The organism is Prauserella sediminis, from assembly GCF_014195435.1.
GTDB lineage: Bacteria > Actinomycetota > Actinomycetes > Mycobacteriales > Pseudonocardiaceae > Prauserella > Prauserella salsuginis.
The window spans coordinates 2406252-2420522 of record NZ_JACIBS010000001.1 but is presented as its reverse complement, the minus strand read 5'-3'; the positions used below and the strand labels follow the sequence as shown (position 1 = coordinate 2420522).

Genomic DNA, 14271 nt, shown 5'->3' with positions numbered 1-14271 from the left:
GTCATCACTCCTCGTCGTCCGGGCCCCAGGCGCCGAGCACGGGCGGTGCCGTCGCCTGGTTCGCTCCGAACACGTCGTCCGGGTCGGCCTCGATGAGGAACGACGCGTGCGTGTGTTCCTCTTCTCCCTGGGCATTACCCGCGGCGGCGCCCGCGGCACCCATACCGCCGGCGCCCATGCCACCGCCACCCATCGGAGTGGCGGCAGGGGCCATCGCGGCGGCCTCGCGGCCACCGATGACGCCGCCCGCGCCCGGCATACCCGAGTTCTGCGGCTGCTGCACCGACGCCGCGGGCTGGGCCGCCTGCTGCGACTGCGCCGACGTCGCACCCTCGTCGTGCTGCTCCTTGTCGGATGCGCTGGTCTTGCTGCCCTTCGCCAGCGCACGGCCCGCGAGCGCGGCGCCGCCACCGGCGAGCGCGGCACCACCTGCGACCGCGCCGAGACCGCCTGCCGACGGGCTCGACGGCGCCGCCTGGCCGGCCGCGGAGACACCCGGAGCGGGCGCCTGTGCGGCCGGCTGCTGCGGGGCCTGCGGTGCGGGCTGCTGCGGCGCCTGCGAAGCCGCCTGGTGAGCGGGGCCGCCGTGGGCCGCGAGGCCCTCGGCGCCGCGCACGCCACCCGTCGGGCCACCCGTGGCGACCGAACCGACGGAACCGACCGCGCCGGGACCCCCGACCGACGACACGTGCGTACCGCCCGAGTTCGTCGACTGCTTCAGCCCCAGCGACTCGGGCCCGAAGCTCGGCGTGGAGTTGTCGACCTCGGACATCGCGGCGGTGTAGGTGTTCAGGTACTGCACCTGCTGGGCCTTGACCGCGCGGGCCTGGTCGAACTTCTCCTTCATGTCCTTGGCCATCGCCGCGGGACCCATGGCCAGCATGTTCGCGGTCTCCGAAGCCGGGTCGAACTCCTCCGGCTGCGGCATCTTCTTCAGCTCGGCGGCGGCGGAGGCCTGCTGCGACAGCCGCTGGCTCATCGCCCTGGCCGCCTCGGCGGCCTGCGAGCTGGAGTTGGCGATGCCCACGAGCGCGCCCTGCGCGGCACCGGCGGCCTGGCCGATCCACGCCGTGCCGAGTTCGCTGATCGTGGCGTAGAGGTCTTCGGAGACCTGCTGCAGCGTCGTGCCGTGCCGTCCCCACGAGCTGCCGATCTCCTCGGCACTGCCCGGCACGTTGTTGACCGTCGCGAAGGCGTAGAGCTGCTTGCTCTCGTGGGCCTCCCAGTTGGGACGGTCGGCGATAGCCCGCTCGCTGTCGTAGGCGAAGCCGTCCTGCCGGTTGCGCGCACGGCCGACGATGTCGGAGACCTCGCCCGCCTCGCCGAGCCGCACGCCCCCGCCGACGCCCGCCAGCGGCGCGGGGCCGCCCTGCAGTCCGGCCTCCACCGGAGCGGGGCCTGCCTCGAGGCCGGACTCGATCGGGGCGGGACCCGCCTCCAGCGGGGCGTCCCCGGCCGCACCGTCACCGGCGAGGTCGGAACCGATCAGACCGGAATCGTTGTCGATGTTCACTGCTCACTTCCCCCTGCGTCAGAGCTGCCCGGTGAACGGCTGGGCGTTTTCCTCGTCGATGTCGCGGTAGCGGCGCATCGCCGTGGTGATCGCCTGCTCGGCCTCGTCGTACTGGGTGTAGAGGTTCCGGAGTGCGTCGGCGTACGACTCGCGGCCGCCCGCGCGCTCGGAGAACTTGGTGGCCATCGCGTTGCCGACCGGGTTCGCACCGATCTGCGGCGGGGTCGACAGCTCCTCGGCCTTCTGGATCAGCGCCTCGACCGCGTCCTTGCCGGTGCGGAGCTTGTTCAGCACCGTCTCGGCGTGGTCGGGGTCGATCCCGACCTGGCCGTTGACCGCCGCCTGGCGGAACGCCGCCGCGTCCGCGTGACTGCTGTTCCCCATCTTCCAGACTCTCCCTACGTCCCCTCAGAGCCGACGGCAGGCCTTTCGGCAGCCGACCTGCGATCTTCGCTTAGGTTAACGCATCAACGCGTTCGGTATGACGCGATCGAAGGAACCGCGGTTCCGCCTTCACCCGCGTGGCCCGAACCAGCTGCGATGTGCTCACCTCAGGTAGCGGATCGCCCTACGTTGAATACACCTTCGGGTCGAGCGTGCCGATGTAGGGCAGGTCACGATAACGCTCCGCGTAGTCCAGACCATAGCCGACGACGAACTCGTTCGGAATATCGAAGCCGATGTACTTCACCGGCACGTCGACCTGCACCGCCTCGTGTTTACGCAGCAGTGACACGACGTTCAGCGAACGGGGGTGGCGCGCCGTCAGGTTCTTCATCAACCATGACAGCGTCAGGCCCGAATCGACGATGTCCTCGACGATCAGCACGTCCCTGCCCGCGATGTCGCGGTCCAGGTCCTTGAGAATCCGCACCACCCCGGACGAGCTCGTCGACGAGCCGTACGAGGAGACGGCCATGAACTCCAACTGCGCGGGCACCGGAAGCGCACGCGCGAAGTCGGTCATGAACATGACGGCGCCCTTGAGCACGCCGACCAGCACGAGGTCCGTGCCACTCGACTCGCCCTCGCCCGCCGGGTCACCGCCACCGGTGTAGTCCGCGGCGGCCTTCTCGGCCAGCTCGGCGATCTTGTCCTTGATCTCTTGCTCGGTGATGAGGACGGAGGCGATGTCGCCTTCGTACACGGCAGCTGTCCCCTCTAGCGGTGGTGTGAAGTCGTGATGATCCCGGCCGCCGCCGGTTCGACCCTGAGCTTTCCACGTGCCCGGCTCGCCTCAAAATCCCCCGGCAGCCATACGCCTCCCTGACCCCGCCAATCGGCGACGAGCGCGTCGACGGACCGCAGGTGCGCGTCCGTGAGCTCTCGCACTCCGGCGCCGAGCAGCCAGCTCCGCAGCGCACGCCGCCGCAGTGCACCGGGGGCGGACTCGAGGACAGGTACCGACAGTTCCGGCGCGGTGCGTCGGCCCTCGTCCGCGCCGCCGCACGTGTCGCCACGCGCGGCGGCCAGCAGCTCCTCGCCCAGGTCATCGAGCACGTCGACGTCCTCGCGCAGTTGCGCGGCCGTCCGCGCCAGCGCACCCGCGACACCGCCGCCGAGCACGTCCTCGAGCGTCGGCAGGGCCTCCTCGCGGATCCGCACGCGCCGGTAGCGGCTGTCGGAGTTGTGCGGGTCCTGCCACGGCACTATGCCGAGTTCGTCACACGCGGCCCTCGTCGTCGCCCGCGGCAGGCCGAGCAGTGGCCTTCCCCACGGCGGGTCGTAGGGGCGCATGCCCGCGATCGAACGAGGCCCCGAACCCCGGCCGAGCCCCAGCAGAACCGTTTCGGCCTGGTCGTCGCGAGTGTGGCCGAGCAACACGGGCGCACCCGCCGAGGCCTCCCGCAACGCGGCGTACCGGGCCCTGCGCGCGGCCGCCTCCGGACCGCCGCGCCCCGACACCGACACCGGCAGCACCCGGACCTCACCCACGCCGAGTTCCCGCGCCGTGGCGGCCGCCTTCTCCGCGACCTCGTCGGAGCCGGTCTGCAGTCCGTGGTCGACGACGAGCGCCGTCACCGGCAGGCTCCGGCAGGTGTAGGCGGCCGCCTCGGCGAGCGCGAGCGAATCGGCACCGCCGGAGACCGCGACGCACAGCGATTCCGCAGCCGACTCCGGCAACGTTCGCATGAACTCCCTGACGGCCTTGCGGACCGCCGCGACGGCGTGGAACCCGCTCCGGCCGGACGCGGTCAGTGGACCCGCCGCACCCATGCCTGCGGGTCCTTGATCTCGGCGCGGGTCGGCAGGGTCTCCGGCGAGGTCCACACGGCGTTGAAACCGGCCATGCCCACGGCACCGACGACGTGCTTGGTGAACGCGGCGCCCTGTTCGTACTGCCGCACCTTGGCGTCGACGCCGAGCAGCGCCCGCAGCAGCCGGTCGAGCAGGCCGCCGCCCTTGCGCCGCTCGGTGAACCGCTTGCGGATCGTCGCCACGCTCGGCACCACGTCCGGGCCGACGGCGTCCATGACGTAGTCGGCGTGCCCCTCGAGGAGTGTCGACAGCGCGATGAGCCGGTCGAAGACCTCGCGCTGGCCGGGTGACTGCATCAGCTCGGCGAGCCCCAGCACGTCGCGGGACTCGGATTCGCGCAGCGAACGGAGGTTCTCCGGCAGCCGCTGCAGCGTGGCGGCGATCGTCTCGTCCGAGCCCGCGAAACCGCTGACGAGCTTGCCGACCTCGGCCGCGAAGTAGTCGCGCAACCAGTCGACGGCGGTGAACTGCAACCGGTGCGTGCATTCGTGCAGGCACACCCACAGCCGGAAGTCCCTGCCGGGCACCTTCATCGCCTGTTGGGCGGTGACGACGTTCGGCGCGACAAGCACCAGCTCACCGTCGGTGTCCGGCCCGCCGAACGGGTCGTACTGGCCCAGCACCCGTGAGCCGAGGAACGCCAGCACGACCCCCGTCTGCACGCCAGCGCCGCCCGCGACCAGGGACGACAGCTTCGAGGCGCGTTCCGGTGGCACGGCACGGCTCGTCAACTCCCCGAGTCCCGCTGCCGCCGACCGCACCCAGCCGGGCCGGTCGACCACGGTCCCCGGCGGCACCGGCAGCCCTGCGCCGAGACCCGTCAGCTCGCGGACGTAGCGCTCCGCGTCGACGGTCAGGTCGCGCAGGTCGGCGACCACACGGTCGGCCTCCTCGCGGGACACCGACGGTCCGCCGCGTGCCAACAACGCTCCCGTCGACGCCGCCACGGACCAGTCGACCAGCGGACTCGCGGGCGCTGCCTTCGTCTCGGCGTTCACGCCCGCGACGCTACCCGTTCGACCGGCGCCGTCCCACCGGCCGACACTCCCGGTGGGCGGTGCCGGGCACGACTGAACGGCGCACTAGCGGCAGCCGCACTCGCACCTAGCGGCAGCCGCACTCACGCAGCGTCGCGGTGACGGTGTCGAGAGCGTCGCGGGCGGCATCGGTGTTGCCCGCCTTGGAGGTGACCAGCGAGAACGCCAGGGTCCGCCCGTCGACGGTCACGACCTGGCCGGTCAGTGCGTTGGTGCCGGTCGACGGGATCGTGCCGGTCTTGGCGCGTACCCAGCCGCGGCCCTGCGCGGGCGTGCCCTCGGTGTAGCGCTCGGCGAGCGTCCCGGTGCCGCCGGCGACGGGCAGGCCGGCCAGCAGCGGGCGCAGCTTCGACGTGCGCTCGTCGGCGTGCGCACTGCCGCCGGGTGCCGCGGCGACGGCCATGACCTCGGACAGCAGCTTCGCCGTGACGCGGTTGTCGACCGAGAGGCCGCTGCCGTCGTGGAGCGTCGCGCCGCCGACGTCGAAGCCGTGTTCCCGCAGCACGTCGAGGGTCGCCTTCGCCCCGCCCTCGAACGAGGGCTCCCGCTCCTTCGAGATCGCGATGTGGTGTTGGATCGCCTCGGCGAGGGTGTTGTCCGACAGCTGCAGCATCTGCTGGACGAGCCGCTCCATCGGCGCCGACTGCACCTCAGCGATGGGCTCCGACTCCTCGAGCTGTGCCGCTCGGCTGCCTTTCGTCAGCTCGGGGTCGACCTCCGCGGCGGCGAACTTGCCCGCCAGTTGGTCGACCATCCGCTGCGCCGGGTCACCGAACCGTTCGGACGTGTCGTCGAGCGGGTCCTGCCGCCCGCCGTCGAGCATGATCGGGGCGAGCGGCGCGGCGTACGTCGACGGGGCGTCCTCGTCCGCCCAACCCTGCCCGGTCTTGTCGGTTGTGAACACGCTCTGTTCGAGGGCGACCGCGCGAACGTTCCCGTTGGTGGCCTCGTCGATCTGCTTCGCGAGCTCGTCCAGGTGGGCCGCACCGTGGTAAAGCGATTCCTCACCTTCCGGCAGCGACGACAGCGTCACGTCGCCGCCGGCTCTCACGATGATGCCGCCCCGCCCGGGCACCGCCTCGTACGCCTTGGTCGACAGTCGCATGTCCGGGCCGAGTTCGAGCAGCGCCGCCGCGGCGGTGAGGATCTTCGTCGCCGACGCGGGCGTCACGGCCCGGTTCTCACCCTGCGACCACAGGGTGTCGCCGGTGGTCGCGTCGACGACCGTGCCGCTGAGCGTGCCCAGCGCACCCGAGCTCGCAGGCCCCTCGAGCGCCTGCCGCAGACCGTTCGCCGTCGGCCCGTCGCCCTGCCCTCCGATGGACTGCAACTGCCGGGTGACGGCGACGGGTTCGGGTTCGTCGCCCTTCGGCAGGTTCGGCGCCCACGGCAGCCCGAGGCGGTTCGACACGGCAGGCAGCGCCAGCGTGATGCCGAGGGCGACGACGAGCACGAGCGCCAACCCGCTGAACAGCAACGCGCGGCCACGTCGGCGCTTCGGTTCCGGTTCGGGGTCGGAATCGGCGGCCGCCGGCCCTTCCGGTCCGGTCGGCGGGCCGTCGGAACCGTGGTTCGCCGCGGAGGCGTTCTCGGCGGCACCCGTCCCGGCAGCGGCCACGGCATCCGACACGGTGGCGTCGCTGTCGGTGCCGTCGCGGTCGGCACCGCCATCACCGTCGGTGCCGCCGTCACTGTGGGTACTGCCGTCGGCACTGCCGCGATAGTCGCCGCCGGTGGCATTGCTGTGAGGGAAGCCGTGGTGGACGGCGCCACCACGATCGCCGGCGTCAGCGGCGGTACCGCGGGGGTCCGTGCCGTGCGGGTCCGTGCCGTGGGAGCCCCTGCCGTGGTGAGCAGCGGTGCCGGGCGCGGCGGTCCTGCGCGTCGCGGAGCTGTGACCGGCGGAGCTGTGGCCGGCAGGGTTGGGAGCGGCGGAGTTGGGACCGGTGGGGTTGGGAGCGGTCGCGTCGGGGTCGCCGGAGCCGGTGCGGGCGGTGCCGTCCGGCTGGGCGGGCCGAGCCGGCTCGATACGCATCGGATGGGCGGTCGTCCCGGCAGGCGGGACCGGAGTGGTGGAGATCGGTGGCTGCGCAGGGCGTCGCGGCGGCCCCGGCCGCTGGTGTTGCGGCGGCGGGGGCCCGTGTTGCGGATCGCGGGGCTCGTGTTGCATTCCCGGGGGCTGGTGCTGCGCCCCAGGGGGACCGTTCGGCACTTCCGGGGGCTGGTGGTGCGACTCCCGGGGCGGGGTCGGCCGTTGCGGCCGGGGCTGCGCCGCCGCGGGCGGAGCGGGCCACGCTTGCGGCGAGGGCGGGCCCGGAGCCGGAGACGGCGACCCCGTGGACGAAGGCGAGAACGGGGACGCTGCGGACTCCGGAGAGACGGCGGCCTCCCGAGCGGCGGCCTCCCGAGCGGCGGACTCCGGGGACGTGGCGGACCGCGGTGTCGAATCGACGTCGTCCGACGGCCACGCCGGTCCGCCGCCGTCGGCTGCCCCACCGCCCGCTGTGCCGCCGTCGGCTGCTCCGCCGGCGCCGTCCGCGCCGGTGTCGCGTTGTGACACGTACCCCTCCAGCAAGTCCCCACTACGTGCTAATGCGTTCCGCTACTCGAACGGGGCAGACATCACACTAGTGCCATCCTTAGTGCTACCTGACCGAGCGGTGGGTCACACTGGTCGGGTAAGGACATGACATTTTCAGCCGCGAGCGACGCGGCGCCGACGAGATCAAGCGAGGACGCCGTGGACTTCGACGTCACGATCGAGATCCCCCGCGGGGAGCGCAACAAGTACGAGGTGGACCACGAGACGGGTCGGATCAAGCTCGACCGGACGCTCTTCACGGCCACGCAGTACCCGGCCGACTACGGCTTCATCGACAACACGCTCGGCCAGGACGGCGACCCGCTCGACGTGCTCGTCCTCGTGCAGCAGCCGACCTTCCCCGGCTGCCTGGTCAAGTGCCGCGCCGTGGGCATGTTCCGGATGCGTGACGAGAAGGGCCCGGACGACAAGGTGCTGGCCGTTCCGACCGGCGACCCGCGTAACGACCACCTGCGCGACATCCACCACCTGAACGAGTTCCACAAGCTGGAGATCGAGCACTTCTTCCAGGTGTACAAGGACCTCGAGCCCGCCAAGAGCGTCGAAGGCTCGTCGTGGGTCGGCCGGATGGAGGCCGAGGCCGAGATCGAGCGTTCGCTGGAGCGTGAGCGTGAGCGCCTCGAGAAGGAGGCCGCGGACGCCGGCAAGCACTGAGCCGCAGCCGCAGTCGTTCAAGGGGATCCGACCACACCGGCCGGGTCCCCTTTTTCGTGCCCGACCTGTTGCCCCCAGGGGCACTTTGGTTGCACCGAACGCAACCAAAGTGCCCCTGGGGGCGCTTCCTCAGGAGCGGCGGCGGGTGATCAGGGCCGTGAGCACGCCTGCGAGCAGGCCCCAGAACGCCGAACCGATGCCCAGCAGGGTCATGCCGGAGGCGGTCGCCAGGAACGTCACGGCGGCAGGTTCGCGCCACCGCTGGTCGCCGAGCGCCGAGCTGAGCGAACCGGTGATGGTGGCGAGCAGGCCGAGCCCGCTGATGCCGATGATCAGGGCTTCGGGGAGCGCGCCGAGCAGGGAACCGACCGTGCCCGCGAAGACCCCGATGACCAGGTAGAACAGGCCCGCCCACACGGCGGCGAGATAGCGGCGGCCACGGTCCTCGAGCGCTTGCGGTCCGGTGCAGATCGCCGCGGTGATGGCGGCGAGGTTGAGGCCGAAGCAGCCGAACGGTGCGAGCAGCAGGTTCGCCACTCCGGTCGTGCCGATGACCGGTGACAGCGGCACGTCGGTATAGCCGTCGCCGCGCAGCACCGCCACGCCGGGCAGGTTCTGCGACGCCATGGTCACGATGTACAGCGGCAGTCCGACGCTGATGATCACCTGCCAGTCGAACTCCGGCATCGTGAACACGGGCGCCCCGAACGCGAGGTCGACGCGGTCGAGCTGCAACGTCCCGGTGACGGCCGTCGCCGCGACACCCGCGGCCAGTGCGACGAGCACGGCGTAGCGGGGTGCCCACCGCCGCGCCAGCAGGTACGCCAGCAGCATCGGGAACACGACGGCGAAACTCGTCTCCAGTTCGCCGAACAGGTCGATGCCGAACTGCACGAGGACCCCGGCCAGCAGCCCGGAGGCGAGCGCGACCGGGATGCGGTTCATGACACGTTCGAACCAGCCGGTGACGCCGGTCAGCGTGATCAGCGCGGCCGACACGACGAACGCTCCGATCGCCTGCGCCATGGGCACGCCGTGCAGGCTCGCGGCCAGCAGCGCGGCGCCCGGGGTGGACCAGGCGGTCACGATCGGCGCGCGGTACCGCAGCGACAGGCCGATGGAGGTGACGCCCATGCCGACGCACACGGCGAGCATCCACGACGTGACCTCGGCCGGGGATGCGCCCGCGGCCCGCGCGGCGGAGAAGACGATCGCGGCCGTGCTGGTGACGGCGACGAGTACCGAGATCAGGCCCGCTGCCACGGCGGTCGGCGGGAACGCCCTGCGCACGAGGGTCTTCGGGGCCGTCATGCGGTGGTGGTCATGCTGTTGTCGCTCACTTCGCTCGTGCTACCGGCCTGCGGTCGACGGGTCCGCCCGTTCGGGTGATCCTACCCAGCGGCCCACGGCGGTCCGGGTGACGAGGTAGAGCACCGCGGCGTTGAGCAGATGCCACAGGAAGTGCGTGCCGGGCGGAAACGAACCGCACACGGTGTGGTCGACGGATCTGAACGTGAGTGAAAGGCCGAACAGTCCGCCCGCGGTGAGCAGCGCAGGCCACACGGCGTCCCGCGCGGTCAGTGCGGCGAGTACGAACAGCGCGACGAGCGGGGCGGCGTACTGGGCACCGGGCAGACCGAGCGCGTCGGCCCCGGCCACGACCGGTACCGCGAGGGCGAGGAACGCGGGGACGGCCAGCCAGGCCCATCGCCAGGGTGCGCGCAGGAACACGTGGGCGAACACCACGGCGTAGGCGAGTACGAACAGTGCGATCGCCGCGGAGTCGACGGTGCCCGCCCAGCGGGTGGCGAGCATGTGGAAGGCGGTGCTGGCGACGAAGATCAGCGCGAGCCCCGCGGCGAGGACGCGCGGTCCGACCTCGCCGCGGGACTGCCGCCAGACGGCGACGGCGGCGAGCAGGAACCCGACGTTGCTGATCGTGTTGAACGGCTCCCCGAGGAGTCCGGGGGCGAGGCGTTCGCAGTAGCCGTCGACGTAGGCGGCCCACTCCGCGGCGTGCTGGGTCACGGACCCGGTCTACCTGCCGAAGGTGAACACCGCGCGACGTGGGCGGGGCTTACTCGGGCCGGTCGGGTTCGGCGATCTCCTCGACGCCCTCGGCGTGGCGGCGAGCCAGTTCCCGGTAGATCGCGGCGTTGTGGTCGATCCAGCCGCGGGCGGAGTCGGTCAGCGGGACGAACTTCTTCGCGGGGCTGCCCATCGCGATGACCTCGGACGGCACCTCGGTGCCCGGCGTGACGGTGGACCCGGCGGCCACGAGGGTGCGCGCGCCCACGGTGGACAGGTCGAGGACCGTGGCGCCGTTGCCGATCAGCGCCTGCTCGCCGACGGTGCAGTCGTGGACGATGCAGGAGTGGCCGACGGTGGCGTTCGCGCCGACCTCGCACACCCCGTCGCCCACGTGCAGTACGGAGTTGTCCTGCACGTTCGCACCCTCGCGGATCACGATGCGGCCGAAGTCCGCGCGGACGACGACGCCGTACCAGACCGACGCGCCCTTCTCGACGACGACGTCGCCCACCAGCGTGGCCGTCGGCGCGATCCACGCCTCGGGGTGGACGGAGGGGCGCTTACCTTCGAACGCGAACATCGGCATGGCCACAGCCTAGATGTGCCGTTCACCCCGGAGGACTAGACGTGTGCCACACGGACGGCCGGGTTCAGCCCGCCACGTCCAACGACGATCCGAGGCGAGTGGAGATCGTGGCGGCGGCCTCTCTGACCGCACTGATGATGCTGACGAGCTGACTGCCCCTGAAATCGCCGGCAGGTCCGCCGAGACTCACGGTGGCCTCCAGTTTCCCCGTGCGGTCGAACACCGGGGCGGCGACCGCACCGACACCGCTGAGGTAGTCCTCGTCGCTGATCGTGTACCCCTCGGCGCGGATCCTGTCGAGTTGGGATTCGAGGGCGTCGTGGTCCTGCAGCGTGTGCCGGGTGAATGCCGTCAGCGGTTCGGCCAGCCAGCGTTCCCTGAGCTCCGGGACGAACGCGAGCATGGTCATCGGCCCCGCGGCGGCGTGGTATGGCAGCACCGTCCCGATGCCGATGTGCTTCACCGACAGCGGGCTCGACCCTTCGTAGCGGTCGATGACCACCGCGCCGCTGTCGCCGGGGATCATCAGATACGCCGTGTCGCCGAACTGCTCGGCGAGCGACAACAGCGAGGGCCGGGCCTCGTCACGGAGACTGAAGTCGGCGAGCGCCACCGAGCCGAGGCTGAACAACTTCATACCGACCTTGTAATCGCCGTCCGGCGTCCTGGTCAGCCAGCCCATCCGCACGAGCGTGCTGAGCAGCCGGTGGGTGGTGGTCTTGTTCAGACCGGTTGCCGCGCACAGTTCCGTGAGCCCGAGGACCGGTTTTCCGCTGTCGAAGGCGTCCAGCAGCTGACCGGCTCGGACCACGGAGTTCACCATGTTCTTCGCGTCGTCGGTCTTCGCGTCGTCGTCGTGGCCGTCGTTGTCTTTCGGTGGCATCCGTTCACTTTCCTTCTGCCGTGGGAACTCCTCGGCGTGAGGCGAACCGTGTGCGCGCAGACGCGGTGTCTGCCGGCACGATACGTCGGCGTATTCAGGCGTACTCGCCACGGAGTCGCTTCTTGTCCAGCTTGCCGACACTGGTCTTGGGAACCTCCGCGACGAACTCGAACCGGTCCGGTACCTGCCAGCGCGGCACTCTCGCGGCGAGGAAATCGCGCAGCTGCGCCGCATCGACGTCACGTGCGACCACGACCGCGAGCGGGCGCTCCTCCCACTTCGGATCCGGCACGGCGATCACGGCGGCCTCCTGCACGGCCGGGTGCGCCAACAGGTGGTTCTCCAGCGCCACGGAGGAGATCCATTCGCCACCGGATTTCACCAGATCCTTCGTGCGATCGACGAGCCGCACGTAGCCGCGTTCGTCGACGGTCACGACGTCACCGGTACGGAGCCAGCGTTTTCCTCCGTGCTCCACGAATTTGTCGGCCACGGCCCCGGCTTCCGCGCCGTAGTAGTCGGCCACGACGTAGGGGCCGCTGATCTGCAACTCGCCGATCGATGCGCCGTCCCGCGGGGCAGGCACGCCGTCCTCGACGGCGCGCAGATCGAGGCCCGGCATCGGCCTGCCCTGGCTGGACTTGCTGGCTGCCGCCACCGCCGCCTCGGCATCCGCGGGCGGGTTCGCGATGAGCCCGACCGGCGAGCACTCGGTCATTCCCCATGCGTGCACCGGTTCGATCCCGAGTTCGGCCAGTTCGGACAGCAACGTCTCCGATGCGGCCGAACCACCGATCACGAGGCGCTGCACGGAACTCAGCGCGTTCGGGTCGACCTCACCCGCACCGACCGCGGCGACGAGATTCGCCCACACCGTGGGGACTGCGGCCGAGAACGTGACGCCTCCGGCCGCGAAACACTCGGCAAGGCCGGCGGGATCGGTCCGTTGCGCTGGCAGCACGAGGCTCGCACCGGCCAGCAGACTCGCATACGGCAGGTTCCACGAGTTCGCGTGGAACATGGGAACCACCGGGCAGACCACGTCGTGTTCGGAGATCGCGAACGTGTCGGCGCCGCACAGCGTCAGGGCGTGCAGATACACCGACCGGTGGCTGTAGACGACGGCCTTCGGCCACCCCGTCGTGCCCGAGGTGTAACAGATTCCGCTGGCCTCGTTCTCGTCCGCGGGGCGATACCAGGGGCCCTCCCGCGGCGGGACGCCGGACGGGTCGGTGAAGCGGCTGACGACGGCGTTGCCGTGACGTTCGGGGAGTTCGGCGATGTCGCCGTACACGATGACGTGCTCGACGCACGCCGGGAGCGCGACGGCTGACCACTCCGGCCACAGTGCGGCGTCCACGAGCACCACCCGGTCGCCCGCGTGCTCGACCGTGTAGGCGATCTCCTTCCCGCTGAGCCTGATGTTGACGGTGTGGAGCACCAACCCGCTGCCGGGGACGGCGACGTACGCCAGCAGGTGCTCGCGAGTGTTCGGCGCGAAGGTCGCGACCCGGTCGCCGGCGCGCAGCCCGAGTTCGGTCAGCCTGCCGGCGAACGCGCGCGCCTGGGCGAACAGTTCGCCGTAGGTGGTCGTCGTCGGTCCCGCGGCGCCGCCGAGCACCACCGGGCGGTCGGCGAAGAGCGTTTCGCACCTGTCGAAGACCTGGTGGAGGCCCAGTGGTTCCGGCTGCATCACCGCTCTCATCCGAACTCCCTTCTCGCGTTTCACATAACGGTACATGTTCCGTTTTATCCGGCAAACAGTTGACACCCAGGCACAAGGCTTTTTAGTTTGCTTGAAACTAGTTCCGGATAACGGAAGGTGGACAATGTCGACCACCACATCGACCGCCACACTGCGCGAACTCGTCGACAACGACCTGGTGTTCGCCCCCGGCGTGTGGGACGGGCTCACCGCACGCCTCGCCGAACAGGCCGGGTTCACCGCGCTCTGCGCGTCCGGGTTCGCGGTCTCCGCGGCCCTCGGCTACCCCGACGCAGAGCTGTACACGATGACCGAGAACCTGGACGCGGTCCGCACCATCCGCGAAGCCAGCGCACTGCCCCTGGTCGCCGACATCGACACCGGATACGGCAACGCCCTCAACGCCGCACGCACCGCGCGAAAGTTCGCCGACGCGGGCGTGCAGGCCGCGTTCATGGAGGACCAGGAATCCCCCAAGCGCTGCCCCGTCTGCGTCGGAGACCCGGTTCCCCTGCTCGACGCCGAGACGGCGACGGGCAAGATCCGGGCAGCCGTGGACGCGGCCGACGGCCGGATGCTGATCATCGCCAGGACCGACGCCTCCGGTGACGAGGCGCTCCGCCGCGCCGAGGCCTATGTCGCCGCAGGCGCGGACATGATCATGCCGGTCACGAAGACGTTCTCGAGCGCCGAGCAGTGGGCGAAATGCCGTGAAGTCTCGGGTGTGCCGCTGGTCGCGACACTCACCGCGTCGACGTGGACGGAACGGGATTTCACCCCCGAGGTGCTGCGACAGATCGGCGTGCGGCTCGCACTGTTGCCGACGCAACCGCTGATGGCCGCGGCAGGCGCGCTCCGCACCTGCCTCCAGCGCCTGGCCGGGGGCGAGCCTCCCGCTCAGGTGAGTGCGGATTCCCTGCAGCACCACGAGTTCGTCGACATGATCGGTTTCGCGGACGTGGAAGCCGACCAGCAGCGCTACCTCCCCGCGGGCCGGTGAT

The 14271-nt window shown here is 71.0% G+C and carries 13 protein-coding genes; 2 read left to right on the top strand and 11 right to left on the bottom strand.

The window, feature by feature from the left end; genetic code table 11:
• Positions 1 to 4: 4 nt before the first annotated feature.
• The 6 genes from FB384_RS11085 to dacB form a co-directional block, all read right to left on the bottom strand.
• A complete protein-coding gene (locus tag FB384_RS11085) occupies positions 5 to 1513 on the bottom strand; it encodes a hypothetical protein (protein WP_323985192.1) in 1509 nt (502 codons plus the stop codon).
• A gap of 18 nt (positions 1514 to 1531) precedes the next feature.
• Positions 1532 to 1897: a hypothetical protein gene (locus tag FB384_RS11080; protein WP_183782374.1), complete on the bottom strand. Its 366-nt coding sequence runs from the start codon at positions 1895 to 1897 to the stop codon at positions 1532 to 1534.
• Positions 1898 to 2081: 184 nt separating this feature from the next.
• Positions 2082 to 2660: a hypoxanthine phosphoribosyltransferase gene (gene hpt / locus FB384_RS11075; protein ID WP_183782370.1), complete on the bottom strand. Its 579-nt coding sequence runs from the start codon at positions 2658 to 2660 to the stop codon at positions 2082 to 2084.
• Between the two features lie 14 nt (positions 2661 to 2674).
• Positions 2675 to 3730, bottom strand: a complete 1056-nt coding sequence (gene tilS / locus FB384_RS11070; RefSeq protein ID WP_183782367.1) for a tRNA lysidine(34) synthetase TilS — start codon at positions 3728 to 3730, stop codon at positions 2675 to 2677.
• Positions 3709 to 4770 (bottom strand): zinc-dependent metalloprotease, encoded by a 1062-nt coding sequence (locus FB384_RS11065; RefSeq protein WP_323985191.1) that lies wholly within the window; start codon positions 4768 to 4770, stop codon positions 3709 to 3711. Before FB384_RS11065 ends, tilS begins: the two co-directional genes overlap by 22 nt.
• Before the next feature lie 106 nt (positions 4771 to 4876).
• A complete protein-coding gene (dacB, locus tag FB384_RS11060; protein WP_183782364.1) occupies positions 4877 to 6844 on the bottom strand; it encodes a D-alanyl-D-alanine carboxypeptidase/D-alanyl-D-alanine endopeptidase in 1968 nt (655 codons plus the stop codon).
• Between the two features lie 705 nt (positions 6845 to 7549).
• On the opposite strand from dacB, the gene FB384_RS11055 reads away from it, so the two are divergent.
• On the top strand, positions 7550 to 8065 hold the full coding sequence (locus FB384_RS11055) for an inorganic diphosphatase (RefSeq protein WP_183650962.1): 516 nt from the start codon (positions 7550 to 7552) through the stop codon (positions 8063 to 8065).
• A 129-nt stretch (positions 8066 to 8194) separates the two neighbouring features.
• Here FB384_RS11055 and FB384_RS11050 read toward each other — a convergent pair whose 3' ends face one another.
• From FB384_RS11050 to FB384_RS11030, 5 genes are all read right to left on the bottom strand, one after another.
• On the bottom strand, positions 8195 to 9376 hold the full coding sequence (locus FB384_RS11050; protein ID WP_183782355.1) for a benzoate/H(+) symporter BenE family transporter: 1182 nt from the start codon (positions 9374 to 9376) through the stop codon (positions 8195 to 8197).
• Between the two features lie 39 nt (positions 9377 to 9415).
• Entirely contained in the window at positions 9416 to 10093 is a 678-nt protein-coding gene (locus FB384_RS11045) for a hypothetical protein (RefSeq protein WP_183782352.1), read from the bottom strand.
• A gap of 49 nt (positions 10094 to 10142) precedes the next feature.
• Positions 10143 to 10682, bottom strand: coding sequence for a gamma carbonic anhydrase family protein (locus FB384_RS11040; protein ID WP_183782349.1), 540 nt, complete (start codon positions 10680 to 10682; stop codon positions 10143 to 10145).
• Positions 10683 to 10746: 64 nt separating this feature from the next.
• Positions 10747 to 11565, bottom strand: coding sequence for an IclR family transcriptional regulator (locus FB384_RS11035; protein WP_183782346.1), 819 nt, complete (start codon positions 11563 to 11565; stop codon positions 10747 to 10749).
• A 94-nt stretch (positions 11566 to 11659) separates the two neighbouring features.
• Complete coding sequence (locus FB384_RS11030; RefSeq protein WP_183782343.1) at positions 11660 to 13270, bottom strand: long-chain-fatty-acid--CoA ligase; 1611 nt, start codon at positions 13268 to 13270, stop codon at positions 11660 to 11662.
• A gap of 124 nt (positions 13271 to 13394) precedes the next feature.
• Here FB384_RS11030 and FB384_RS11025 point away from each other — a divergent pair, with 124 nt between their 5' ends.
• Positions 13395 to 14270 (top strand): isocitrate lyase/PEP mutase family protein, encoded by an 876-nt coding sequence (locus tag FB384_RS11025; protein WP_183782340.1) that lies wholly within the window; start codon positions 13395 to 13397, stop codon positions 14268 to 14270.
• Position 14271 lies beyond the last annotated feature (1 nt).